The sequence below is a fragment of the Thermoflavimicrobium dichotomicum genome (assembly GCF_900114055.1).
In the GTDB taxonomy this organism is placed as follows: Bacteria; Bacillota; Bacilli; order Thermoactinomycetales; family Thermoactinomycetaceae; genus Thermoflavimicrobium; species Thermoflavimicrobium dichotomicum.
Window position 1 is genome coordinate 49527 of the sequence record NZ_FORR01000012.1, and the last position, 24714, is coordinate 74240.

24 protein-coding genes are annotated in these 24714 nt (G+C 45.6%); 19 read left to right on the forward strand and 5 right to left on the reverse strand.

From position 1 onward, the window contains the following. Positions 1 to 22 precede the first annotated feature (22 nt). Genes BMZ78_RS12195 through BMZ78_RS12215 form a run of 5 tightly spaced genes read left to right on the forward strand, consistent with a single transcriptional unit; the run spans position 23 to position 3817 of the window. Positions 23 to 460: a MaoC family dehydratase N-terminal domain-containing protein gene (locus tag BMZ78_RS12195; protein ID WP_093230658.1), complete on the forward strand. Its 438-nt coding sequence runs from the start codon at positions 23 to 25 to the stop codon at positions 458 to 460. Between the two features lie 12 nt (positions 461 to 472). Then, complete coding sequence (locus tag BMZ78_RS12200) at positions 473 to 892, forward strand: MaoC/PaaZ C-terminal domain-containing protein (RefSeq protein ID WP_093230660.1); 420 nt, start codon at positions 473 to 475, stop codon at positions 890 to 892. 46 nt (positions 893 to 938) lie between these two features. Next, complete coding sequence (locus tag BMZ78_RS12205; RefSeq protein ID WP_093230661.1) at positions 939 to 1691, forward strand: SDR family NAD(P)-dependent oxidoreductase; 753 nt, start codon at positions 939 to 941, stop codon at positions 1689 to 1691. After that, entirely contained in the window at positions 1691 to 2170 is a 480-nt protein-coding gene (locus BMZ78_RS12210; RefSeq protein WP_093230663.1) for a PaaI family thioesterase, read from the forward strand. Before BMZ78_RS12205 ends, BMZ78_RS12210 begins: the two co-directional genes overlap by 1 nt. A 30-nt stretch (positions 2171 to 2200) precedes the next feature. Then, positions 2201 to 3817, forward strand: a complete 1617-nt coding sequence (locus BMZ78_RS12215; protein WP_093230664.1) for a long-chain-fatty-acid--CoA ligase — start codon at positions 2201 to 2203, stop codon at positions 3815 to 3817. A gap of 148 nt (positions 3818 to 3965) precedes the next feature. Here the strand turns inward: BMZ78_RS12215 and BMZ78_RS12220 are convergent, their stop codons facing one another. From BMZ78_RS12220 to BMZ78_RS12230, 4 genes are all read right to left on the reverse strand, one after another. After that, positions 3966 to 5171, reverse strand: a complete 1206-nt coding sequence (locus BMZ78_RS12220) for a trans-sulfuration enzyme family protein (RefSeq protein WP_093230666.1) — start codon at positions 5169 to 5171, stop codon at positions 3966 to 3968. Then, entirely contained in the window at positions 5155 to 5304 is a 150-nt protein-coding gene (locus tag BMZ78_RS18825; protein WP_175482444.1) for a hypothetical protein, read from the reverse strand. The genes BMZ78_RS12220 and BMZ78_RS18825 overlap by 17 nt, the downstream gene beginning before the upstream one ends. 234 nt (positions 5305 to 5538) lie before the next feature. Continuing rightward, positions 5539 to 6093 (reverse strand): hypothetical protein, encoded by a 555-nt coding sequence (locus BMZ78_RS12225; RefSeq protein WP_093230668.1) that lies wholly within the window; start codon positions 6091 to 6093, stop codon positions 5539 to 5541. Between the two features lie 253 nt (positions 6094 to 6346). After that, positions 6347 to 7051, reverse strand: a complete 705-nt coding sequence (locus BMZ78_RS12230) for a M15 family metallopeptidase (protein ID WP_217645009.1) — start codon at positions 7049 to 7051, stop codon at positions 6347 to 6349. A gap of 491 nt (positions 7052 to 7542) precedes the next feature. On the opposite strand from BMZ78_RS12230, the gene helD reads away from it, so the two are divergent. The 8 genes from helD (at position 7543) to BMZ78_RS12260 (ending at position 16314) form a co-directional block, all read left to right on the forward strand. Beyond that, positions 7543 to 9894 (forward strand): RNA polymerase recycling motor HelD, encoded by a 2352-nt coding sequence (helD, locus tag BMZ78_RS12235; protein ID WP_093230671.1) that lies wholly within the window; start codon positions 7543 to 7545, stop codon positions 9892 to 9894. Positions 9895 to 10248: 354 nt separating this feature from the next. After that, positions 10249 to 11328 (forward strand): CaiB/BaiF CoA transferase family protein, encoded by a 1080-nt coding sequence (locus BMZ78_RS12240; RefSeq protein WP_245739848.1) that lies wholly within the window; start codon positions 10249 to 10251, stop codon positions 11326 to 11328. Beyond that, positions 11325 to 11489, forward strand: a complete 165-nt coding sequence (locus tag BMZ78_RS18830) for a hypothetical protein (RefSeq protein ID WP_175482446.1) — start codon at positions 11325 to 11327, stop codon at positions 11487 to 11489. Before BMZ78_RS12240 ends, BMZ78_RS18830 begins: the two co-directional genes overlap by 4 nt. Continuing rightward, positions 11438 to 12205 (forward strand): 3-hydroxyacyl-CoA dehydrogenase, encoded by a 768-nt coding sequence (locus BMZ78_RS12245; protein WP_093230674.1) that lies wholly within the window; start codon positions 11438 to 11440, stop codon positions 12203 to 12205. Before BMZ78_RS18830 ends, BMZ78_RS12245 begins: the two co-directional genes overlap by 52 nt. A gap of 505 nt (positions 12206 to 12710) precedes the next feature. After that, a complete protein-coding gene (gene erm, locus BMZ78_RS12250) occupies positions 12711 to 13544 on the forward strand; it encodes a 23S ribosomal RNA methyltransferase Erm (protein ID WP_093230675.1) in 834 nt (277 codons plus the stop codon). Positions 13545 to 14164: 620 nt separating this feature from the next. Next, positions 14165 to 14515, forward strand: a complete 351-nt coding sequence (locus BMZ78_RS19490; RefSeq protein WP_341849638.1) for a PepSY domain-containing protein — start codon at positions 14165 to 14167, stop codon at positions 14513 to 14515. Next, positions 14440 to 15546: a PepSY-associated TM helix domain-containing protein gene (locus BMZ78_RS12255; RefSeq protein ID WP_341849640.1), complete on the forward strand. Its 1107-nt coding sequence runs from the start codon at positions 14440 to 14442 to the stop codon at positions 15544 to 15546. The genes BMZ78_RS19490 and BMZ78_RS12255 overlap by 76 nt, the downstream gene beginning before the upstream one ends. Before the next feature lie 219 nt (positions 15547 to 15765). Further along, positions 15766 to 16314 (forward strand): RNA 2'-phosphotransferase, encoded by a 549-nt coding sequence (locus BMZ78_RS12260; protein WP_093230677.1) that lies wholly within the window; start codon positions 15766 to 15768, stop codon positions 16312 to 16314. A gap of 731 nt (positions 16315 to 17045) precedes the next feature. On the opposite strand, the gene fadH is transcribed toward BMZ78_RS12260, so the two are convergent. After that, entirely contained in the window at positions 17046 to 17816 is a 771-nt protein-coding gene (gene fadH, locus BMZ78_RS12265; RefSeq protein ID WP_175482447.1) for a 2,4-dienoyl-CoA reductase, read from the reverse strand. Positions 17817 to 17944: 128 nt separating this feature from the next. On the opposite strand from fadH, the gene BMZ78_RS12270 reads away from it, so the two are divergent. The 6 genes from BMZ78_RS12270 (at position 17945) to BMZ78_RS12295 (ending at position 24703) form a co-directional block, all read left to right on the forward strand. Beyond that, positions 17945 to 18721, forward strand: coding sequence for an enoyl-CoA hydratase/isomerase family protein (locus BMZ78_RS12270; protein WP_093230678.1), 777 nt, complete (start codon positions 17945 to 17947; stop codon positions 18719 to 18721). Positions 18722 to 18755: 34 nt separating this feature from the next. Then, a complete protein-coding gene (locus BMZ78_RS12275; RefSeq protein WP_281244566.1) occupies positions 18756 to 19631 on the forward strand; it encodes a 3-hydroxyacyl-CoA dehydrogenase in 876 nt (291 codons plus the stop codon). Positions 19632 to 19886: 255 nt separating this feature from the next. Next, positions 19887 to 21044, forward strand: coding sequence for an acyl-CoA dehydrogenase family protein (locus BMZ78_RS12280; RefSeq protein ID WP_093230680.1), 1158 nt, complete (start codon positions 19887 to 19889; stop codon positions 21042 to 21044). A 4-nt stretch (positions 21045 to 21048) separates the two neighbouring features. Beyond that, a complete protein-coding gene (locus BMZ78_RS12285) occupies positions 21049 to 22623 on the forward strand; it encodes a long-chain-fatty-acid--CoA ligase (protein WP_245739849.1) in 1575 nt (524 codons plus the stop codon). Beyond that, entirely contained in the window at positions 22610 to 23491 is an 882-nt protein-coding gene (locus tag BMZ78_RS12290) for a 3-hydroxyacyl-CoA dehydrogenase family protein (protein ID WP_093230683.1), read from the forward strand. The genes BMZ78_RS12285 and BMZ78_RS12290 overlap by 14 nt, the downstream gene beginning before the upstream one ends. 24 nt (positions 23492 to 23515) lie before the next feature. Then, positions 23516 to 24703, forward strand: coding sequence for a thiolase family protein (locus BMZ78_RS12295; RefSeq protein ID WP_093230684.1), 1188 nt, complete (start codon positions 23516 to 23518; stop codon positions 24701 to 24703). Positions 24704 to 24714 lie beyond the last annotated feature (11 nt).

Consider the following 24714-nt stretch of genomic DNA (forward strand, 5'->3'; position numbering starts at 1 on the left):
TCTGAAGGAAAGGAGGATCCGGATGAGTTTGCAACGGTTTCAAGCTTTTGTCGGTGTGGAATCAGCCCCGGTGAAGAATGAGGTGGAAAAAGGAGCAATTCGCAAGTTCGCCGATGCAATCGGTGACCCAAACCCGCTTTACCGGGATGAGGAGTATGCGAAAACGACCCGTTACGGTCGGATCATTGCGCCTCCTACCTTCAGCCGCACGTTTGACTACGGTGAAATTCCCGGTCTCGAGCTCAAACGGGAAGGGCTGATTCACGGGGAACAGCAGTTTGAATATTTTCGGCCAATTTTTGCCGGGGACGTGTTATATTGCTCCACCAAGCTGGCTGATGTTTACGAGAAAGAAGGCAAGCTGGGGCGCATGACCTTTTTGGTGTACGAGCAAAAAGGGGTTGACGAAGCGGGCGAAACGGTGTTTATCGCCCGATCCAATGTGATTTATCGGGGATAGGAGGGAATGTTTGTGGCTGGCAGACAGTTTCAACCGGGTGACGTGATTGGTCCACTAGTCAAACCACCTGTCACAAAAACCCAGCTCGTGATGTATTCCGGAGCTTCCGGCGATTTCAACCCGATTCACACGGTTGACGAGTATGCAAAGGAAGCAGGGTTGGGGGGCGTGATTGCACACGGCATGCTGACGATGGCATTCGTTGGCCAGATGCTGACCGATACGATCGGTCTGGAAGGCGATTTGCGAAAATTTGGCGTCCGCTTTACCGGCATGGTACGCCCTGGAGACGTTATCACCTGTGAAGGACAGGTAACGGAAACCCGAAAGGACGGGGAACAGCAGATTGTTTCCTGCGAAATCTGGGCATCGACGCAAAAAGGGGACAAAGTGGTGATCGGACAGGCGGAATTTGCCGTCCCAATTGTCTAGTTCCATTTCCATTTGGAGAACGCAGATTTGAAAGGAGTCGAGAAACATGAGATTGAAAGATCGCGTGGCGATTGTGACAGGTTCAGGTAGGGGGATCGGGGCTGCTACCGCTCAGCGGTTGGCAGAAGAAGGTGCGAAAGTGACGGTGACAGACGTTAACGTAGAAGCATGTGAGGCAACTGCGGCAGGGATTCGTGAAGCGGGTGGTGAAGCGATTGCACTTCCCTGCGATATCACTGATCGGCAAGCGGTAGAAGAAATGGTGCAAAAAACGGTGGACACATTCGGTCGCCTGGACATCCTGGTGAACAATGCGGGTGTCATCCGAGACAATCTGGTTCACAAAATGACGGACGACGATTGGGACACGGTGATGAATGTCCACCTGAAAGGAACCTTTTACGCCTCGCAAGTGGCCCAGCGCTTTATGGTGCCGCAACGCTACGGCAAAATCGTGAACTTCAGCTCCACTTCGGCGCTTGGCAACCGGGGCCAGCTGAATTACGCGACAGCGAAGGCAGGAATTCAAGGCTTTACCAGGACGCTTGCGATTGAACTCGGAAAATTCAACATCAATGTCAATGCGGTGGCACCCGGATTCATTGAAACGGATATGACGAGAGCGACTGCGGAACGGATGGGGATAACTTTTGAAGAACTGAAGAAGGCGGCGGCCGAACGTTCCCTTTTGGGCCGCACCGGCAAGCCAATTGACGTGGCAAACGCGGTGCTGTTCCTCGTATCCGACGAATCCAGTTTTATTACCGGCCAAGTCCTGTATGTGCGGGGCGGAATCTAATGGATAACGAATTTTTCAAGGAGGTGCTGGAATCCGGCTCTGTGACAGATCGGCTACTGTTGGATCTGGTGCAACGTGCGATCTTGAAAATGAGGGAAAAAAGATCCACACATCTGTACGAAATGATTGGATTCCAGGGCAGGTGGACAGGGAAAAGGTCCTATCGATTCGAGACGGACGTGACTCCGTTTTTGCACAACTTGAACGGCGTGGTGCATGGGGGCATAGTTGCTTATATCGCCGACACTGCCATGGGATCATTGGTTCACCGATTGTTGCCGCCGGACAAAATGTCAGTCACCTCGGAAATCAAGATCAACTACATCAGCGCGGTACGGGAGGGGAAGTTGATCACGCTGGCGGACGTTCTTCATCTTGGCAAGCGCACTGCTGTGGCGGAATGCAAACTGTACACTGGAGCCGGTGACCTGGTCGCCGCCTCCAGTGCCTCTTTTGTAATCCTGGATCAGAAACGGTGATTTTCCATTTTTGGAAGAGGGGGATTACGGATGACAAACGTAACCGTGGTCGACGGTTTCAGTCATGCCAAGGGAAAAGAGTTTCAGTATGAGATCATGTCGTTGCCGCAGATGCTTGACCGGACTGTCGAACGGCACCGGGACAAAACGGCCGTCACTTTTTATCAAATGGAACTCTCGTACGAGCAGTTGCAAGGAATGACGCGGCTGGTGGCCGGAGCACTGCAGCGCCTTAACGTCGGCAAAGGCGACAGGGTAGGTTTGATGCTACCGAACTGCCCGCAATATGTGGCCGCTTTTTACGGAATTTTGCGTCGCGGGGCGATCGTCGTGCAGGTCAATCCCATGTACACCGAGCGGGAGATCGAATATGTTCTGCAGGATTCCGGTGCAGACGTGTTGTTTGTGTTGGCTGATCTGTACCCGCGCGTCAAGAATGTTGGTCACCATCTTAAAAAAGTGATCATCGTAGAGTTGACACCTGGCTCTTCGGAATTGACTGAAAATACAGTTTCATGGGACAGTTTTTTGGACGGTGCATCCCCCGTTGCCGATGAGATGGTCGATCCTGAGCAGGATGTAGCCGTTTTCCAGTATACAGGCGGAACCACCGGACGTTCTAAAGGAGCGATGCTCACACACCGCAACCTGGTGGCGAACGTTCAGCAAATCAACGAGCATGCCAGCGAAGATCCGTTCTCAGAAGGAGACAAGATTCTGACGGTCATACCGCTGTTTCACGTCTACGGTATGACCTGCGCTATGAACCTTGGCATCCTGATCGGTATCAACGTCATTTTGCTGCCACGGTTTGAACCGCTGGAGGTGCTGCAAGCGATCCAGCAGCACCAGCCCACCTATTTCCCAGGTGTCCCGACGATGTACGTCGCCTTGAATTCCTATCCGGGAGCCGAACAGTACGGAATCAATGCCATTCGCGTCTGCAACAGCGGGTCGGCACCGCTGCCGGTCGAATTGATCCAATCATTCGAGAAAAAAACAGGTGCCACCATGATCGAAGGCTACGGTCTTTCGGAAGCTTCCCCGACCACCCACAGCACTCCCCGCAAAGGTCTGAGAAAGCCAGGCAGCATCGGGATCCCGCTGCCGGGGACGGAAGCGCGGATCGTTGACCTGGAGACCGGTACGCGGACGTTGCCCATTGGCGAAGCAGGAGAACTGGTGATACGCGGACCGCAAGTGATGAAAGGCTACTGGAACATGCCGGAGGAGACGGAGCAGACGATCCGTGACGGCTGGCTGTTTACAGGCGATATCGCGAGGATGGACGAAGATGGGTATTTTTACATTATGGATCGAAAAAAAGATCTCATCATTGCAAGCGGTTACAACGTATATCCGCGTGAAATCGAAGAGGTTCTGTACACCCATCCTGCTGTACTGGAAGCGGCTGTGGTCGGAGTGCCCGATGCATACAGAGGGGAAAGCGTGAAAGCGTTTGTCGTTCTGAAACCGGGAGCCAGTGCCACGGTGGAAGAAATCGAACAGTTTTGCCGGCAAAATCTGGCCGCTTTCAAGATACCGAGGCAGATTGAGTTCCGTGCATCCCTGCCAAAAACGGCGGTTGGAAAGATCTTGCGCCGGGTACTTGTGGAGGAGGAGAAGCGGCAGAGGAGCGACACGTAAGTTGAATGGGCAAACCGCCATTTTGACAGGGTTAGAGGGAGATGGGTCTGCCCAAGAAATGGAAAAATGACTTGAGCATCAGACTCAAGTCATTTTGTGTGTCAAGCGATTGGATAAGCGCATCGAATCCCTTGTTTTTGAATCATGTTCAAACCACTTGCAGAGCTTGTAATATATCCGCTTTCAGGTCGTCGATATGCTCGAGACCGACTGAGTAGCGTACGAAATTGGGTGGAATCTCAGCGATCCGCATTTGTTCTTCAGTCATCACGCCTCCCCACATCGCTGCAGTGTGTACCACCAGTGAATCGACTCCACCCAGGCTGACTGCGTTCAGCGACAGCTTCAGTGCTGAAACGAAACGCTTGGTTGCGTCATAACCACCTTTGATTGCAAAGGCGATCATTCCACCGAAACCGCGCATCTGGCGTTTTGCCAACTCGTGTTGCGGATGGCTGGCAAGACCGGGGTAATACACCCGTTCGATCTGTGGCTGTGCCTCCAGAAATTCGGCCAAGGCAAGGGCGTTAGCGTTGATGCGTTCGACCCGAATCGGAAGCGTACGCAAACCACGCAATAATAACCACGCGTCCATTGGTGAGAGGACCGAGCCAATGGAGAGATGCGTTTGCCAAATCTGTTCGGCCAACTCCTTGCTGGTGCAGATCACACCTGCTGTCAAGTCATGGTGTCCGCCCAAATATTTGGTTGCACTGTGAACAATGACATCGGCACCCAGATCATGAGGACGTTGATTGATCGGCGTTGCGAACGTGTTGTCGGCCACAACGATGATGCCACGTGGGCGAGCCATCTCCGCCACGGCAGCCAGGTCGGTAATCACCATGGTTGGATTGGCTGGCGTCTCTACCATGATGAGCTTGGTATTGGGGCGAATAGCTTCGGCAAAGGCTGTGATGTCGGCTTGCTCGACCAAGGTCACTTCAACACCAAATCGTGGCAGCATCTCGTCCATGATCTTGGCGGTACTCATATAATGCCGTGTCTGTGCTATCACATGGTCGCCTGCGCTGACCAGCGATAGAATGGTCGTAGCAATCGCCCCCATCCCGGAGCCAGTTACCAGTGCGGTTTCTGTGCCTTCAAGCTCAGCCATCACCTTCGCTACGCGCTCATGTACTGGATTGCCGTAACGCGTGTAATATCGGGGATGGCGAGGAGTGCTTGCCATATCCGCGAATTCAGTGGCATCTTGGGCACGGAACGTGGCTGAGTAATAAATCGCCGGAGCCACCGTTCCATCGTTGGTCAACTCATCATCGGCGTGGATCACCAAGGTTTCGTTTTGAAGTTCACTGAGATTCAGTTCTTGATGATTATGACGTTTGCTCATACTTCCTCTTCCCTTCCAGGTCCCCATTTTCTTCAGAGAGTCTTGGAGTTTCAATCATTTGATCTCGAATCGATTTTAATGATTCGATGCTGGATTCTCTTCGTATGTCAACCGGCACCAGTCTCTGAATCATCCCCTCATAGCAGGCATATTTAATGGGGACACCTGCTTCTTCCTTACATAAGCGGCAATATTCAGCACAGTAAGATATTATTTAGTGTATATTTCCATTTATTATACTGTGTTATTTTATGAAAATCAAAAAAACATTTTTTATTATTGTTAATATAGGAATAGACTGTCGGGACAACTGGACAAGGAAAACCGGGTTTGTCAACATCCTCATATCTTTTTTTAGGCTAGATTGCTAAGTAACAATCGATTGAACCGTTTCCAACAGTTCATCATACTCTTCCCAAAACCATTGATATTGTCCGTCAAACAACTCATTATTTTTGACTATTTTATTATGACCTTCAAAGAGCTTCTTTGCCTCTATAGCAAAATGATATATTTCTGTCGCATATTCTCGTAGTGGGAGCGTTACACTTAGATTTGGGTATGTCATTTCACCTTCATTTTTCTGAAAATCAGTCAGCACAACTTTCTGACCTTGATGAGTCACTTTCCAACCAATACATATGGGACAAAACAACATAAAGCATCCACAATGATGAATGAGATTCACTTCTTCTTCGATTCCTTCAAAGTAGTACTTTGGCAGTGTATTTGATGGAAAATCACTGACCACTGTTCTTAATAGGGCTAAAGCAGACTCACTGATATTCCACTCTCCATCTTCATGATCTGAAAGAATCGTATCTCCTATACGAAGGAATATTTCTCCGTGTGAGCATAAGTCATATTTCATATCACCTGAGAAATATTGTTTTAATAGTCGTATTTCAAATTGTTTTTCCAATGAACACCTCTCCCATAAATAGGCGATAAGTAGTAGATAGTCTATTCTGATCCTCGTCTATAAAGGCGACAAGAGCCAAGAATAGGAAAGGTCCTCCTGAACTCAAGAAACCGGAAGAACATATTGCAAAGAGATTAGAATCGACTAATCTTTTAGACGTATTAGCAGATACAGAGTCTCATATTCTCCAGGACTACATAGAAGAAGGAAATAAGTATACAGTTAAAATAAAGCCCCAGCGGTCTCATTGATTTTATGTAACCGTACGATGAAGCAGATCCGATAACTCCTGTTCTGAAACTGGATTGTAGAGAGCTTTTTTTGCGTTCGTCATCACAGCCCAATATCGGTCACCCAAAGACCAGTGCCACCACTCGGTGAAGTAGTTAACAAATCCGACTGCTTGAAGTGCATTCGAAAGGATCTGACGGTTCTCGCGTGCATGTAGAGGTATATTCGTTGCGTCTGTATAGGTCGCATTGTCTGTATCATGCGGTGAGGCATTGAATCGTGTGCCAAGATCTAACTCAATGCCATTTGAATCGATCAGTGTCAGATCTACGGCTCCGCCTGTTGGATGGGGAGCTACTTCTGGTGGGGCAACATATTTTGCTGCTTCTGCAATGAGATCGACTTGCTGAAAATGGGGAAAACTTTGTTCCAATTTTTTTAATGTACGCTCAAAAGCGTGTTGTTGAACACTCAGAGGTCTATAGCCTTCTTTTACGTAAAAGTGAATACCTTTAGGAAGAAATCTTTTTGCAGCAACGAGCTTTTCGGCAACTGAGAGACGGACAAAAGAAAAAAACACACTTTTGCTTGCAATCTGTGATTGAGACTGGTCAACAAGAATATCTGAATCGAAGTTGATAAGGTCTACGAAGGGTTCTTGAGAAGTTTCAACATGTATTGAGGATACTATTGAGTCGCTCATCAGGATTTTTTTATATTTTTCCAAAAGGACACCTCCAGGTTTTATTCGGATATTTAATAGCAACATGAAAAGAGAATACCTTTATCTGCATCATTTAGCGAAGATCTGATTCAGCAAAGGAGGAATTGCTTATATATTTAAACATTTAGGGGAATCAGGGCTTTTAGTCGGCACTGGGTTTTTCTCTGATTACAGAGCCTCTAATCAAATATTATCAGAAAACAGAAAAAAGAAGGAAGCACTATACCTCCTTCTTTTTTCACGCGGTATCAAAACTGCGGGACGGATGTTGTTACATTTATATACAATGTGGCGGGTCATTTCCTTGAATTGTTGCCGTCAGCAGAAATAATCGTACCAAGACGGATTGTTTATTGAACATATTGCAATGGATCCATTCCCATAGTAAAATGGGAAGTACCTACTAAATACAAAATGTTAAATAAAATAACCCAATTATATTATATAAAATAAACTGCCTTTTGTCAATACATTTTTGCAAAGGAAGTGATTTTGTGGACAAATGGGAACATGAATGGCAGGAAGAACAACAGAGAGTAGATCATGTAGTCGAAAAAATTGCCGAACGTTTGGATTCGCTTCAGGAACATACCCGTTCCATGCGCGCAGATATTGTCGAGATTCGCAATCAGTTTTGGGAAGATGTAACGGTCAATGTGGAAGATGCGATTGAAGCAGCCGAAACATATGCAAGCATAAAGCAGCAAGCCGAAGTTTTATCTGAAAGAGAACGTAGCCATCGTCATGCCCAGAGGCAGTTAAAAGCACTGATGCGATTGAAGCAGTCCCCTTATTTCGGGCGAATCGACCTGAAGGTGGATGGAGAGGAAGAAGTAGAACGGATTTATCTGGGGATTGCTTCTTTTTTTGATGAAGAGAGTGAAACCTTTCTCGTGTATGACTGGCGGGCCCCCATATCCAGCCTGTATTATGACTATTCGCCGGGAAAAGTTGAATATAGGACATCAGAGGGTACACTTAGCGGTGTTATGGAACTGAAACGTCAATATGTGATTCGCAACGGTCATATCCATAGCATGTTTGACACAGGGATCACCATTGGAGATGAATTGTTACGTGAAGTCCTTGGTAGACGGTCAGACATGCAAATGAAGAGTATTGTGGCTACGATTCAAAAAGAGCAGAATGAAATCATTCGTGACGAACGCAGTCGGCTCCTGATCGTTCAGGGAGCGTCTGGTAGCGGTAAAACATCTGTTGCTCTGCAGCGAGTTGCTTATTTACTTTATCGCTATCGCGAAACATTGCGTCCAGAACAGATTGTGCTTTTTTCACCTAATCCGCTGTTTAACAGCTATGTCTCCACTGTTCTGCCTGAACTTGGGGAAGAGAATATGCGACAGACAACCTTCCAGGAATATTTGGAGAGTCAATTAAACGATACGTTTCATGTGGAAGATCCTTTTTCGCAATTGGAATATGTCCTTACCCATGCGGCTGAATCCGGTTATCAGGCAAGAGTTGAAGGCATTCGCTTTAAGTCTTCACTCGAGTTCATGGAAATCATCCATCGTTATGTCGCGTTTCTTGGACAAGAAGGACTGATTTTTAAAGATATTACATTCAGAGGAGAAGTACTGATTTCAGCTGAACGCGTAAAAGAAAAGTTTTATTCATTGGATGATTCTTTGCGCATTCCCAATCGAATGAAGTTACTTGCCGAATGGCTGTTAGAAGAGCTGAAAAATATGGAGCTCCTTGAGCGGTCAAAAGCATGGGTGGAAGATGAAATTGAATTGTTGGATAAGGCAACATATTATAAGGTCTATCAAAAGCTCCGCAGACAAAAACAGTTTACACAAAATACGTTCGATGATTTTGAACGCGAACAGGAAATGTTGGCCATGATCGTGGTAAGGGAAGCTTTCAAACCGCTTTTTGCAAAGATAAAACGACTTCACTTCATTGATATCCAGGCGATCTATAGGCAATTGTTTGTAAATTCATGGATGATTTCACGCTTTTTGCCAGAGGGGAAAGTGCCAAAACATTGGGAGGAAATTTGCAGACAGACAGTCGAAAAATTAGACCGTTTTGAACTGGCTTATGAGGATGCCACACCCTACTTATATCTCAGAGCATGTCTGGAAGGTTTTCAAATAAATACGTCCGTACGACATGTATTCATAGATGAAGCGCAAGATTATTCTCCATTCCAGTTTGCCTTTATTAAACGATTATTTCCGTTTAGCAAGCTGACAGTTCTTGGTGATTTAAACCAAAGCTTATTTGTTCACGAAACAACAGATCATGGTTTTTCTCCATTGTTATCGTTATTCGAATCGGAGGAAACCAAGTTTTTTGCATTGAGACGTAGCTATCGCTCGACTCGACCCATTGTTGATTTTACGAGAGGGATGATTGAGAACGGAGAGGAAATTGAACCTTTTCAACGCGAAGGCAAGAAACCAACTGTAACACCTGTAGCTGATATGAAAGAGTTGGTTAAAAAGGTGGCAGACCGCATCCGTACGCTTCAGTCAGAAGGATATCAGACCATTGCGGTGATCTGTAAAACAGCGAAAGAAAGTAAGGAAGCTTATGAAGCGTTGAAAGAAGAAGTTTCTCTTTCTCTTATTGATAAAGAAACGATCTCATTTGAGCCGGGTGTCATCGTCATTCCTTCTTATTTAGCCAAAGGTGTCGAATTTGACGCCGTCATTATTTATAATGGTTCGGAAACACAGTACAGCAGAGAGAACGAACGTAAACTGTTTTACACTTGCTGCACCAGAGCGATGCATGAATTGCACATTTATTTTATTGGCAAGATGAGTCCATTCATCTCTCTTGTTTCTTCAGACACCTATGTGTTCGAAAGTTAGAATTGATTCATATAAAAAGAAGTAAAAGGCGCCCAGGTAGCAAAAGGGCGCCCATTGTTTTATCGACATTAATCCCGGTGTTCTGTGTTGATCAATTCGTTGATTCCATACGCCCAGATCTCTCGAATGTATGGCAGGAATTTGGTATCATTGAATTATAGTTAGAAAACACTTAAAACTATAATAAGAGGGAGAATTCATTTTTTAGAAGCGCTGTCGAAAAACGTGAGTGGCAAAAATTCAGTGGTATCTCAATTTGATTGAGGCAGTGTACAAACCCGACATTAAGCTGAAACACAAAAGGATCAGTCTGCTCGTAGTAGAACACGGCCAAACCGGGCTTTGAGAGAGAAGGTGATACTGTTGCTCCAAGGAATTCGCATCATCGATTTTTCATGGTATCTGCCCGGACCGTTTGCCACCCAACGCCTGGTGGACCTTGGCGCAGAGGTGATCAAAGTGGAACCACCCAACGGCGATCCCGCCCGTCAGATGTCTGCCATATTTCATGCCTATAACCGGGGTAAGAAAAGCGTGGTGCTCGATCTCAAGCAACCTGCTGGGAAAGAAGCTGCCCTACGTCTCATCAGCAATTCCGATGTGTTAGTCGAGAGTTTTCGGCCGGGTGTAATGGTACAATTGGGCTTGGGTTACGAACAGGTTCGCAAAACGAATCCAGACATCGTGTATTGCTCGATCACAGGATATGGTCAGACCGGACCCATGAGTGATCTTGCCAGCCACGATCTGAACTATATGTCTCTCAGTGGAGTGCTATCGCAATTCAAAAACGACAAAGGCCGGCCTGTCCATCCTGCCCTTACACTGGCCGATCTGATCGGAGGCATCGCCGCGAGCGAAGCGATTGTCGCTGCACTGTTCCGTCGGGAACGATCAGGGGAGGGGGCGTATCTGGACATTTCCCTGACCGGCGCAATTGCCACGTTAATGGCGCATTACCGGAACCACCCCGAGGGAATTCCGTTTCTGAGCGACCGGATCGTCAATTACGCCATCTACGAAACTGCGGACGATCGGTATGTCAGCCTGGCTGCTCTGGAAGAAAAGTTTTGGACTCGATTTTGCAAGCATGCGGGCAGGGAGGATTGGTTGCATGCTTATTTCTCTCCCACGACGGAAGAGAATCCTGTCTATGAAGAGGTGAAACGGTGGTTTCGCTCCCGTCGGCTTCAAGATTGGGAGGTATGGGGAAGTGAAGTGGATTGTTGTTTAACGCCTGTTCTGGAACCGGAGGAAGTGTGGCGCCATCCGCAGGTGAAGCATGATTTGGCCACGATTGGACTGTCTTCGGCGGACGCCCACATCCCCGAATTGGGCGAGCATACGGAAGCATTATTGAATCAATCGGAAACGGTCAAGGAGCAAAAGTGTGAAAACAAAGTCAATCCCGCTGGAAGTGAGGGGGCGTGTTGAGAGAAGCTTATCTGTCAGATGCTGTAAGAATCCTCTTCGGAAAAAGAGATGGCGGTTTGAAAGAGATCCAGCATATTCGTCATCATTTTCAGGGAAAGGAGTGCAAAGGATGGAAATCCAAAAGAGTGTGGTGGCTGTCACTGGTGGTGCATCTGGATTAGGTGAGGCGACGGTGCGCCACTTTGCGAGCTTGGGAGCAAGCGTGGCCATCTGGGACATGAATGCGGAAAAAGGTGCAACATTGGCAGAAGATTTGGGAGGACAAGCCATATTCGTCAAAACTGACGTCACTGATGAAAAAAGTGTGCAACATGCGGTGGACACGGTAGTGAATCGATTCGGCGGGGTACATGTGGTGGTCAACTGTGCGGGAATTGCCATCGCCAAAAAAGTGCTTGGAAAAAACGGACTGCATGATCTGGACTCATTTGCAAAAGTGATTCAGGTCAATTTGATCGGCACATTCAATGTGATCCGATTGGCTGCGGAAAAAATGATTCAAAACGAACCAAACGCTGACGGAGAACGAGGGGTGATTATCAACACCGCTTCGGTAGCCGCATTTGAAGGGCAGATCGGGCAAGCGGCTTACAGCGCTTCCAAAGGCGGGATCGTGGGCATGACGTTGCCGCTTGCACGTGAATTGGCCGCGCACGGCATTCGCGTCATGACGATCGCGCCCGGTTTGTTCGACACGCCGCTGTTTGCCTCACTGCCGGACAAAGCGCGTGAGGCGCTTGGTGCGACGATACCGTTCCCTTCAAGGCTAGGCAGGCCGGATGAGTTTGCTCTGCTGGCACAAAGCGTCGTAGAAAATCCCATGTTGAACGGGAACACCATCCGTTTGGACGGCGCACTTCGCATGCAGCCGAAGTGAGTGCCACTCGGGAAGCCGTACGCTACAAACAGTCCCACCCTGACTTCTGCAGGGCGGGGCTGTTTGTTGAGGTTACTTTTGATTTGAATATTATCCAGATTTGGTTGGCATAGGAAGGAAGTGGAAACCACATCAAAACAATTGACAGAATCAAATTGTTGGGCTAAGATACCCTTTAGTGAAAAAAGAATGGAGGGTTTACCTAATGGCATTTGTCAGACTCCGATTCGAAGCTTTGTGCAACTAATTTCATAGTGCTCAAAGCCCTACCTGTGTGTAGAGTGAATCGGGATTGGTCTGCCCATTTTTAGGTAAATTCTACCATTCGCATATTTATGTTAAGGGGGGCATTTTGCCCTTTTTTTGTGTTGTTTTTGGCATGCTCAGCTAGAAACACCTGTCGTACAAGAACCGAATCGGTGTTTGTGAGCGCATTTTTGTTGTTGATCCATCCTCCGTTTGCTCCACACAGGTAGGAGAACCTTTTCGGAGCGGAGGATGAAAAATGCATACAAGAAATAAGCGCCTGTGGCGAAATCATAAAGAAGGAAGCAATTTTCCAGGACAGCATCTGATCTACAGCAAACGCTTGGCTCAGAGCTTGATTGAAATGGCCGGGATTGGATCAAATGATTTGGTTTTGGATATCGGGGCGGGAAAAGGCGCATTGACTTTGCCCTTGGCCCAAAAAGCGGGAAGAGTGCTGGCAATCGAGAATGATCCGCAATTTGTGCAGAAACTGCGCGTCAAGTTGGATAAATGGAGCCATGTCACAATCATTGAAAGGGATATCTTGCAAGTGAATCTTCCCAGAAAGCCCTTTTGCGTGGTAGCCAGTATCCCTTACTCCATCACTACCCCCATCTTGGGAAAGCTGATGGATCAACCGGCAACACCACTGAAAAAAGCTTTGCTGGTAATCGAAAAAGGAGCAGCCAAACGTTTTACTGCCAATCCGACCACCAACCCACGAATTTTGAAATGGCGGATGTTTTTTGACTTGAAGATGGGGAGGACATTGTCTCCTGATCATTTTTCCCCACCTCCCCGTGTGGACTCGGCTGTCTTGTTTATTAACAGAAAAGAGAAACCATTCATTCCCGTTCGGGGTCATGCACTGTTTTCGGCGCTGGCCTCACATGGATTGAAGATACCTGAATGGCCTGTTTATGAAGCGCTAAGAGGCGTGTTTACGCCACCGCAGATTTCTCATCTGTTGAAAGAACTGGGAATTGAAAGAGATTTTCCCATTGGTTGGTTGAGTATCGACCAATGGGCAACGATTTTCCATTCCATGATCCGGCACGTCAAACCTTACCGTTGGCCAACACGGAAATAATCGGACTTAAAAGTGAAAGCTGTCTCCAAAAACCTTAACAAAATTTCTAATCCCCACCTAAATTCACTTTGAGCAGAAAAGAAACAAAAATGATTAATCCGTACCATCTTCAAGGTGGTACGGGTTTTTTTTATGATTCAACTATTTAACAGGTATGGCGTACCGATTGCCAAAAACCAATTCCATAGCCGAACATTCTATTTGAAAGATATTATATATCAGAATAGAGGGAACATAGAATCGAAAAAATATAAAAAATTATTTAATTATTATGTATAATAATACAAACTAATAATAAATATATACTAGTTTGCAAAACATACATAAAAATATTCAGATAAATTTCAATACATTTAAGTAACCATCTTCCATTAACTTTTCCATGGGAAAAGCCAGGAAATGCATTTTCATGTTTTTTATCTCCATTCCATCATAGGTAAAAGGAGTAGCAAGAGGTATTAAACTATTTCTTTAAGATAGAAGTCTAATATCTTTATTTGGCCAAGATCTGGACATAAAATGATAGCCCATTGGAGTCATGGCTTCTTATCTTTTCCGTTCTATACTCATATAGAAAATGTTGTATCAAATTATACGACCAAAGGAGAGAAATATTGCTTATGGCTAAGCCGACTCAAAATCATTCATCTGATCAAAAACACGAGCAAGAGAAAGCAAATCCATTGTATGCCGCGATTTGGCGTTGGCATTTCTATGCAGGGCTGATCTTCGCTCCGTTTTTGGTCATGTTGGCGGTGACGGGCGGCATCTATCTCTTTAAGCCCCAAATTGAATCCTGGTTGTACAAAGATATGTACCAGGTTCAAGCGGAAGGAAAGGAATTGGCACCGTCGGAACAGATCGAAAAGATAAAAAAGCGTATCCGGATGCTCAAATATCCCGGTACCAACCTCATGCTGAAGCGAACCGGTCCTCCGAAGTGGGGATTCGGGCTGGGGATCAGTCCCTAACAGTCTTTGTCAATCCATATAATGGAGCTATCACTGGAGTGTTAAATGACGATCAACGAATCATGGACAAAATAGAAAAATTGCACGGGGAATTGATGGCTGGGACACTGGGTGATCGTCTGGTAGAATTGGCAGCCTGTTGGGCCATCATTCTTCTGATCACTAGGATATTTCTTTGGTGGCCCAGGGAGCGAAAAGGAGGGGTTTTTGGTACCTTTCTCCCTAGATTGAACGGAGGAAAACGAATCTTTTGGCGGGATCTTCATGCGGTTCCGGCCTTTTGGCTGTCGTTGGGGATCGCTTTTCTGATACTGACAGGTCTGCCTTGGTCCGGATTTTGGGGAGATCAGTTTCAGAAATTGGCAACGGATGCCGGCATTGGGTATCCGGCTGCTGTCTGGGGAGGAGAAAAGCCGGAATCGACGATTCCTTCCAAGGATGTGGCCGATGTGCCGTGGGCAGCCGAACAACGGCCCGTTCCTCAATCGAAGGATGAGAGAGTTTCACCCATTTCCATCGACAAAGTGGTGGCGATTGCTGATGCTCGTCACGTTCATCCCGGCTACAATGTCTACTACCCGGAGGGTCCAAAAGGGGTCTACACGGTATCTGTCTTTCCTGACAAATCCAAGGATGAGGCCACATTATTCCTGGATCAATATAGCGGAAAGGTGCTGGATGATTATCGGTTTGCCGATTATGGTCCTATAGCCAAAATCATCGCAACCGGCATTACCCTTCATAAAGGAACCGAATTTGGTCTCCCAAACCAAATCGCAGGATTGATCATATGTCTCGGAATCGTGGGTATTTCTATCACTGGACTCGTCATGTGGTGGAAGCGAAAGCCGAGCAATAAATTAGGGACACCCCCACTCCCAAAAAACTTTAAGCTGGTCAAAGGAGTAGGCGTTCTCGTGATCGCATTGGGCATCCTTTTCCCTTTAGTCGGGCTCTCGCTGGTGATCGTCTGGCTTCTGGATTGGCTTATCATTAAAAGGATACCAATGGTGAAACAATGGGTTGGATAAATACATTAGCTAAAAAAAGCGGCTGAATCATATTTCAGTCGCTTTCATCTTTATGGGGGGTTTTAATTATTCTTCATTTTGTGTAAAATCATAGAACCAGTCATTTTCTGAAGAAGATCCATTTATTTTTTTGATTGAATCCGATCAATCACTAGGACTTAGACTATGTTTATTAGAAAATGTATATCTTGATTATCGAATATATCGGAGAGTGATTTTATGAAGAAGAATGATGTGAGACAAAGCAAATTCCTTAGTAAAGTCTTACGTCATACACCAGAGAAAATTGGTATACGACTGGATAAGAATGGGTGGGTAGGCGTAGAGGAACTCTTAGATGCTTGTCGGAAACATGGAGTTTTACTGGATCGCGAAACCTTGGTACGTATCGTTGAAACGAATGATAAACAGCGTTTTGCCTTTAGCGAAGACGGTCAAAAAATTCGTGCCAATCAAGGACATTCTGTACCCATCGACTTGAATTTGGAGCCAATAGAGCCGCCCGAGAGACTGTACCACGGGACAGCTGACCGCTTTTTTCCATCTATTCGTAAAAAGGGATTGATCAAAGGGAATCGCCATCATGTACATCTATCAAAAAATCCGATTACCGCCCGTCAGGTTGGTAAAAGACATGGTAATCCAGTGATATTACAGGTTCTAGCCAGGGAAATGTATCAGGATGGGTATACATTTTTCAAATCAGCCAATGGAATCTGGTTAACAGAGTTTGTTCCGGTCTGCTATTTGAGGGAATATATGCAATAGTTATTCTTGGACAAACATCTGGTTATCCAGAGGATGGTGAGAAGGGGTTGGACCATTGGTTAACTGGCTTTGCAGGTTTCTACAGGGATTAACAAAGCAAGAAAAACAGGATGTCTTGACCACTCCCCATGCGTAAACGCAGGGGATTCTTGGGTAATCCCGGCCACTGACAGGAAGTTAACCAAGCTAACCCCGTGGGCCCCACGGTTAAACAGTTTGAGTTGCTACGTCACAGGCTAGACCTACTGCTTGGTTTTCGCTTTTCAGTCTAGCCAGTCCATACACATAGCATTTTACGTGCAAGGTGATTGGCTTGCACAACCCTATATGCTATCCACTTGTCAAGGAGCAACTAACTGTAGTTTAACAGTGGGACATTTAGTTGTAAATACTTTTCTGAAAAAATGTCGGACTTGGCACAAAGGCTAATGCCCTCCCTCGTCCGACGCTCGCTCTCATCCCCATAGCTGAAGCTAGGGGTTTTCTCGCTCGCTTTTTATAAACGAAGTGAAGAAAAAAACCCGTCCCTTTCTGTTTGAGAATGGCTGTTGGATTGCAGATTATAAACGGATTCGCATCGTAGCAGTAAAGGAAATATGACACTGGAGGACAAACAGCTAAAAAATCCCGACAATCAACGGATTAGAGTTGCCTGTCGGGATTTTTTAGCATAAACAGGATTTTGTTTTTCATTGCATAAACATGGGCACAGGGGATGTTATTCGCTCGCTCTATAAAAAGGATCTTCGATTTAACCATTGCCCTCCGTCTATGACGACACATTCTCCGTTCATATAATTCGATTCATCTGATAGAAGAAAATGAGCTAGACGTGCAACTTCTTCCGGTTTTCCCAATCGTTTGGCTGGAATACTCTGTATGGTTTTTTGATATTGTTCTTCAGTAGGCCACAGACGATCGGCTCCTCCCGTATTTTGAATAGGCCCTGGTGCAATGGCATTGACCCGAATACCATACTTGGCCCCCCATTCGACTGCAAGTGTTCGAGTCATCGCCAATACTCCTGCTTTGGCACAAGCGGAATGAATGACCCCCGGTCCTGCTGTCCATGCATAAGTGGCAACGATGTTCAGAATATGGCCAGGATGTTTATTGGCAATCCAATGCTTGCCGACTGTTTGCGAACAATACCAGGTACCATGAAGAACAATATTAATGACGGCGTGCCAGCCATTGATCGAAAGATTTTCTGCTGGGCAAATAAAGTTGCCGGCAGCATTATTGACAAGAAAGTCAATTTGTCCGAAAGTGTCGATCGTTTTTTCAACCATGTTTTGTACTTGATCGGGATCACGAACATCCATGGGGTAGATCAGAACCTGATCTTTATATTGTTCGATTTCGGCTTTGGCTTTTTCCAATTTATCTTTTTTTCTTCCAGTAATCACAACCGATAATCCTTCTTCAGCCAGTTTCCTGGCGATCGCCTTTCCGATTCCACTACTTCCTCCTGTTATAATGGCCACTTTATTTTGCAACATAACCCCTCCTTAGTAAAATCCATATCCCTACCCATTAACTATGCAAAAAACATGCCGATATTTTCTGGCATTATTCTTGCATATAAGGCTCATAGAGAAGAATGCATCCATAAGGAGGAGTGGGTCAGATGACATTTCAAAACATTGTCATTTCCAAAGAGTCGCAGCTCGGAGTTATTAAAATCAATCGCCCGGAAGTGAGAAATGCGTTAGACAGCGAAACATTGAAAGAGATGGAGAAGGCACTGGAATTGTTTGAGAAAGATGAAGAAGTAGGAGTCATCGTCTTTACGGGTGCAGGTGAGAAGTCGTTTGCAGCTGGTGCAGATATTCGGCAATTGCAAAAGAAAAATGCCTTGGATGCTTTGCTTCCAGGTATGTCCGGGGTTTATCAGCGGATTGAAAACGCAAGCAAAGTGACGATTGCGGCAATTAACGGCTTTGCTTTGGGTGGAGGATGCGAACTCGCATTGGCATGTGATATTCGCATCGCGGCAAGGCATGCCAAAATCGGATTGCCTGAGCTGAACTTAGCCATTATTCCTAGTGCGGGTGGAACACAACGGCTCACTCGTCTGATAGGGAAGGGACGAGCGTTAGAGATGATTTTAACCGGGGAAATGATTACAGCAGAAAAGGCAGAGCAAATCGGATTGGTTTCCCAAGTGGTTCCCATCGAAGAATTATGGACTGCTGTCAAAGAGAAAGCAGCGAAAATTTTGTCAAAAGGCCCATTGGCTGTCCGATTGGCTAAAATCGCTGTCAACCAGGGAGCTGATTTGGATATCCATACAGCATTAACTTTGGAAAAGCTGGCTCAAGGCATTTTATTCAACTCAGAAGATAAAAAAGAGGGATGTCAGGCGTTTTTAGAAAAGCGAGCTGCACAGTTTAAAGGAAGATGATTCATAAATAACCGAAAGGAAAGAGGGGATCGCAGTGGTCAAACATATTGGAGTGATCGGCAGTGGCACGATGGGCAAAGGGATTGCCTATGTTGCTGCCTTGGCTGGTTATACAGTGGCTTTACAGGATATTTCTCCAAATGCTTTGGAAAGAGCAAAACAGGATATTCGAACCGAAATGGACAAAGCGATCAAAAGAGGATTGCTTGGTGAAGAAGATTGCCATCAAGCTTATGAACGAATCGCTTATACCACACAGTTAAAAGATGCAGTGAAAGAAGCCGACCTGGTCATTGAAGCCGTTCTTGAGTTAATGGATGTAAAAATAGAAGTATTTAAGCAACTGGACTTACATGCTCCGCGTCATGCTATTTTGGCAACCAATACTTCTACCATGAGCCCAACGGAGCTTGCGGCTGCGACAAGCCGTCCAGAGCAATGTATTGCCATGCACTTTTTCAATCCTGTACACAAGATGAAGTTGGTTGAGATCGTACGTGGTTTGGATACCTCAGATGCGACCGTTCAAGTCGCCAAAGATGTAGCCAAAAAGATGGGCAAAGAGACAGTCGAAGTCAACGAATTCCCTGGATTTGTTACAAGCCGGATTAACTGTCTGATTGGAAACGAAGCGATGAATATGTTAATGGAAGGAGTGGCTTCTGCTGAAGATATCGACAAAGCCATCAAGCTGGGTTTGAATCATCCGATGGGACCGCTTGAGCTGGCTGATTTGGTAGGTTTGGATACACGTTTGCGCAATATGGAATACCTCTATAAACACCTGGGTGAAAAGTATCGACCATCCCCTTTGCTTGTAAAGTACGTCAAAGCAGGCCGGCTTGGACGAAAGACAGGACGCGGATTTTATGAGTATGATTACCGAGAAAAAGAAGAAAAAAGAGGATGAGCTTTGCCTAACAGGAAACAAAAGTCAAGTGCATGATCCATAATAAAAAACTTCCGACTTCACACACTCAGTTATTGTGAAGTCGGAAGTTTTTTATTAGGTGAATAAGTCAATTTTGCATTGGGTAATGCAAAATTGACTTATTGAATTGATGTGAATAAAGGTTTTTTCCTGTTATTTTTACTTGGCATGCTATTTGCAAAATAAATAGGGTGACCCATCAAAAAACACAGAGCTAAACCAGGAGGAGAGACCATGGAATTTACACTGCCAAAAGAAATTGAAACATTAAAACGGATTGTCAGAGACTTTGTAAAAAACGAAGTGGAACCTGTGGCAATGGAAATCGAAGAAAAAAACGAGATCCCTCAAAGAGTGATTGATCTGGCCAAAGAGTTAGGGTTGTTTGGAATTAGTATTCCAGAAGAATATGGCGGACTCGGGTTGTCCATGGTAGGTAAATGTGCCATTTACGAAGAGATTGGCAAAACACATAATGGCTTTACTTCTTTAATTGGAGCACATACCGGGATTGGTACGGTAGGGATCGTGCAGCTTGGAACAGAGGAGCAAAAGAAACGCTATTTGCCAAAAATGGCCAGTGGGCAATGGATTGGGGCTTTTGCATTAACAGAACCAAGTGCTGGGTCGAATGCAGCTGCAATAAAAACAACTGCTGTACGTAAAGGGGATCGATATATTATTAATGGTTCCAAGCATTACATTACCAATGCCCGCGATGCCCACGTGTTTACGGTTATGGCTGTGACGGATCCTGCAAAGGGACCAAAAGGAATCACTTCCTTTATTGTCGAGCGGGATTTTCCAGGATTTATCGTCGGAAAAACAGAGAAAAAGATGGGGCTACATGGCTCACATTCCTGCGAGTTGTTTTTCGAAGACCTGGAAGTTCCGGTTGAGAATGTACTGGGCAAAGAAGGAGAAGGGTATTTCAATGCATTGAAAATTCTGACAGAAGGGCGTGCCGGTTTAGCCGCAAGAAATCTTGGTTCTTGTCAATATTTACTGGATCGATCCATCCAGTATGCGATGGAGCGTGTTCAGTTTGGCAAGCCCATTATTGAACAGCAGGCCGTTTTGCACATGTTGGCGGACATGGCACTGGATATTGAAGCATTACGATCAATGACCTATCGGGTCGCCTGGATGGTCGACCAAGGGATCAAGGTGATTAAAGAAGCTGCGATGGTGAAGCTGTTTGGTTCTGAAGTATATAATCGGGTTGCTGACAAAGCCGTGCAAATTCATGGTGGATTGGGATATAGTGCAGAGTACCCCATTGAACGATTCTATCGCGATGCACGAATTACCAAAATATATGAAGGTACCTCCGAAATCCAGCGCAATATCATCGGAACCCAGCTTATCAAAGAATACAAAAAGAAGGGGTAAGGAAATGGTTGAAATGCCTGTGTTTCAACTTTTAACAAATTCCGCTGCCAGGTTTCCTGATCATGTAGCGATTCGATTTGAAAACAGGACGTATACGTATCAGGAATTAAAAGAGCATGTGGATCGCTTGTCAACTGTTCTTGCCCATTTAGGAATACAAAAGGGGGATCGTGTCGCACTTATTTTTCAGAACAGCCCTGAATATATCATTTCCTATTATGGTGTATTACAAGCGGGCGGAATTGTAGTCCAAGTGAATCCGTTTTATAAAGAGCGAGAACTTCTGAATATCCTTCAGGATTCTGAAGCTGGATGGGTATTATGCGAGAAAGAGCAATGGGACAAGCTGAAAACAATCCAATCTCATACAAATATTCAGCAAATCCTACTCTTTGGTTTGGAACCAGAAGCTACCGTCGAAAATGCGGTCCATGTTGAACAGTTACTCGCGTCTACCCAGGCCAATCCACCAGACATCCCATTTCACGTGAAAGAGGATGTTGCTGTTTTGCAGTATACAGGTGGAACCACGGGACGTTCCAAAGGAGCCATGTTAACCCACTATAACCTGGTAGCCAATGTGCAACAATGCTATCAAATGGCTGCATCCATTCTGCAAATACCAGGCGAAATCATGTTATGCCTGATCCCTCTTTACCATGTGTACAGTATGACAAGCTGTATGAATTATGCCATTTTCCTGGGAGCAACCATTGTTTTACGGCGGAAGTTTGATGTGAATGAAGTATTTGAACTTATTCAGAAATATCGTCCTACTTTGTTTCCAGCCGTTCCGACGATGTTCATTGCTCTCCTGAACCATCCCAAAAGCAATGAGGTCGATTTGTCCTCACTCAAGCATTGTATTAGCGGGTCAGCACCCATACCGACTGAGATTATTCGACGTTTTGAAGAAAAAACAGGAGCGATTATTACGGAAGGATATGGATTGTCTGAAGCTTCACCTGTGACTCATCGCAATCCGCTTCAGGGTAAGCGCAAGCCAGGAAGCATCGGGATCCCTCTCCCGTATACAGAAGCTAAAATAGTGGATCTGGAGACAGGGACCAAAACGCTTCCTCCAGGTAAAGAAGGAGAGCTCGTGGTAAGAGGACCTCAAGTGATGAAAGGTTACTGGAAAAATCCAGAGGAGACGAAGCAGGCTTTAAGAGATGGCTGGCTGTATACGGGAGACATTGCTAAAAGGGATGAGGAGAATTACTACTATATTGTTGGACGGAAAAAAGAAATGATAATTACTGGTGGGTTTAATGTGTATCCCAATGAAGTTGAGGAAGTGCTTTACAAGCATCCAGGAGTTCGAGAAGCTGCCGTCATTGGTATTACTGATGATTATCGGGGTGAGGCGGTTAAGGCATTTATTGTCCCACAACCTCATGTATCGTTGACGGAAGATGAGCTTATCCAGTTTTGTCGCAGTCAGCTTGCGAACTATAAAGTTCCACGTTGTATTGAGTTTCGAGACTCTCTCCCGAAGTCAAACGTGGGTAAGGTATTACGACGGATTTTGGTGGAGGAAGAGCGAAGAAAGAGGGGAGATAAAAATGAACATCGATGATGTGAAAAAGATTCTGGTTGTAGGTTCTGGAGCAATGGGCTCGCAAATTGCGATGGTTTGTGCATTAGCGGGTTATGAAGTTAGCGTTCAGGATATATCAGAGGAAAGTTTACGGAAAGCGAAAGAGTCACTCCATTATCACATGAAAAGAAGAGTTGATAAGGGAAAATTGACACAATCCCAGGTAGATGAAGCATTTGCACGCCTTGGATTCACAACCGATCTAACGGCAGTAGCCCGAGATGCCGATGTGGTGATCGAGGCGATTATTGAAAAGTTGGAGACGAAACGCCAGTTATTCAGCGAATTGGATCAATTGACTCCAGCCCGAACGATACTAGCTACAAACAGCTCAACGATCGTCAGTTCCAAACTGGCTGATGCTACCAACCGACCTGATCGCGTTTGCAATATGCATTTTTTCAATCCAGCACTGGTGATGGAGCTCGTAGAAGTGGTTCGCAATCCACAAACGTCTCAAGAAACTGTTGATGTGATTGTAGAACTATCCCGCTGTATCGGAAAAATTCCGATTGTTCTTCATAAAGAAATTTCCGGTTTTGTTGCGAACCGGATTCTTGGAGCATTGACAGATGAGGCTATTTCTCTCTATGAACAGGGAATTGCGTCGATTGAGGATATTGATCTGGCTTGCATGAAAGCGCTTAATCATCCGATTGGTCCGTTTGCCTTGATGGATCTGACTGGCATTGATGTGAATTATTATGTTCGGATGCAAAGAATGCAGGAAACGGGCGACCCAGCACTTGGGCCCAAGAAATCAGTGATCGAAAAGTTTGAAAAGGGAGAATGGGGCAGAAAGACTGGAAAAGGATGGTATGATTACCGGGGCGATTCAAACAAATAACAATAACATGCTGGGGGTGAAAGTATGAGTGAAGTCGTGATTGTCAGTGCAACACGCACAGCGATCGGTAAATATGGTGGTACATTGGCTTCTGTGAATCCTGAAGACTTGGCGGAGACGGTCATTCAATCCGTTTTGAAACGGGCAGACATTTCACCTGAATTGGTAGATGCAGTAATTTTAGGCCATGTTCGTTCAACGAGCCGTGCAAATAATATCGCCAGGGTAGCGACTTTAAAAGCAAAGTTGCCGATTTCTGCCCATGCATATACCGTGAATATGCTCTGTGGGTCAGGAATGCAAGCCATTCACCTTGGAATGAATGAAATTCGACTCGGTGAAGCAGATATTGTGATAGCCGGTGGAACCGAAAATATGAGTCAATCCATTTTCTACCTGCGTAATGTGCAAAGTCCTGGACATACCCCTGAGTTGGTTGATGCCAATGTTGAAGGTGGACCTGGTTCACAGCCCATTGAGATTTATGGAAGGATTAGCATGGGACAAACAGCGGAAAATGTGGCAGAAAAATATGGAATCAGTCGTGAAGATCAGGACCGTTTTGCGTATGAAAGCCAAATGAAGGCGAAAGAAGCGTTGGAAACCGGACGATTCAAAGACGAGATTACACCTGTTGCAGTACAAACGAAAAAAGAGAGGATTACCTTTGAAATCGATGAATTTCCCCGGCCGAATACAACTCTGGAAAAATTGGCAAGTCTGCCACCTGTTTTCAAAGAAAATGGAACAGTTACGGCCGGAAATTCATGTGGACGAAATGATGGAGCTGCGGCAGTGCTATTGATGTCGCTGGAAAAAGCGAAAGAGCTGGGTATAAAGCCGTTGGCTCGGATTGTTGCCTTTGCAGCAGCAGGTGTGGAACCTGCATATATGGGGATCGGTCCTGTTCCTGCTACCCAAAAAGTGCTTGAACGTTCTGGACTTTCACTGGATGATATCGATCTGATTGAGCTCAATGAAGCATTTGCATCGCAATCCCTGGCATGTATTCGTGAGCTGAATCTGGACCTCAAAAAAGTGAATGTCAATGGGGGAGCGATTGCATTAGGCCATCCTCTTGGATGCACAGGTACACGATTGGTTGTCACACTCTTACACGAGATGAGGCGACGTGGCAGTCGTTATGGATTGGCAACACAATGTATCGGGGGTGGTCAGGGAGTAGCGATGATCATTGAAAATTTATACTAGAGAGAAGGAGG

What these genes read in the sequence shown, in the direction of transcription:
- BMZ78_RS12195 (WP_093230658.1), top strand. Translation starts at nt 23, where the DNA reads ATGAGTTTGCAACGGTTTCAAGCTTTTGTCGGTGTGGAATCAGCCCCG.
- BMZ78_RS12205 (WP_093230661.1), top strand. Translation starts at nt 939, where the DNA reads ATGAGATTGAAAGATCGCGTGGCGATTGTGACAGGTTCAGGTAGGGGG.
- BMZ78_RS12210 (WP_093230663.1), top strand. Translation starts at nt 1,691, where the DNA reads ATGGATAACGAATTTTTCAAGGAGGTGCTGGAATCCGGCTCTGTGACA.
- BMZ78_RS12215 (WP_093230664.1), top strand. Translation starts at nt 2,201, where the DNA reads ATGACAAACGTAACCGTGGTCGACGGTTTCAGTCATGCCAAGGGAAAA.
- BMZ78_RS12220 (WP_093230666.1), bottom strand. Translation starts at nt 5,171, where the DNA reads ATGAGCAAACGTCATAATCATCAAGAACTGAATCTCAGTGAACTTCAA.
- BMZ78_RS18825 (WP_175482444.1), bottom strand. Translation starts at nt 5,304, where the DNA reads ATGATTCAGAGACTGGTGCCGGTTGACATACGAAGAGAATCCAGCATC.
- BMZ78_RS12245 (WP_093230674.1), top strand. Translation starts at nt 11,438, where the DNA reads ATGGAAATCCAAAAGAGTGTGGTGGCTGTCACTGGTGGTGCATCTGGA.
- erm (WP_093230675.1), top strand. Translation starts at nt 12,711, where the DNA reads ATGCATACAAGAAATAAGCGCCTGTGGCGAAATCATAAAGAAGGAAGC.
- BMZ78_RS19490 (WP_341849638.1), top strand. Translation starts at nt 14,165, where the DNA reads ATGGCTAAGCCGACTCAAAATCATTCATCTGATCAAAAACACGAGCAA.
- BMZ78_RS12260 (WP_093230677.1), top strand. Translation starts at nt 15,766, where the DNA reads ATGAAGAAGAATGATGTGAGACAAAGCAAATTCCTTAGTAAAGTCTTA.
- fadH (WP_175482447.1), bottom strand. Translation starts at nt 17,816, where the DNA reads ATGTTGCAAAATAAAGTGGCCATTATAACAGGAGGAAGTAGTGGAATC.
- BMZ78_RS12270 (WP_093230678.1), top strand. Translation starts at nt 17,945, where the DNA reads ATGACATTTCAAAACATTGTCATTTCCAAAGAGTCGCAGCTCGGAGTT.
- BMZ78_RS12280 (WP_093230680.1), top strand. Translation starts at nt 19,887, where the DNA reads ATGGAATTTACACTGCCAAAAGAAATTGAAACATTAAAACGGATTGTC.
- BMZ78_RS12285 (WP_245739849.1), top strand. Translation starts at nt 21,049, where the DNA reads ATGGTTGAAATGCCTGTGTTTCAACTTTTAACAAATTCCGCTGCCAGG.
- BMZ78_RS12290 (WP_093230683.1), top strand. Translation starts at nt 22,610, where the DNA reads ATGAACATCGATGATGTGAAAAAGATTCTGGTTGTAGGTTCTGGAGCA.
- BMZ78_RS12295 (WP_093230684.1), top strand. Translation starts at nt 23,516, where the DNA reads ATGAGTGAAGTCGTGATTGTCAGTGCAACACGCACAGCGATCGGTAAA.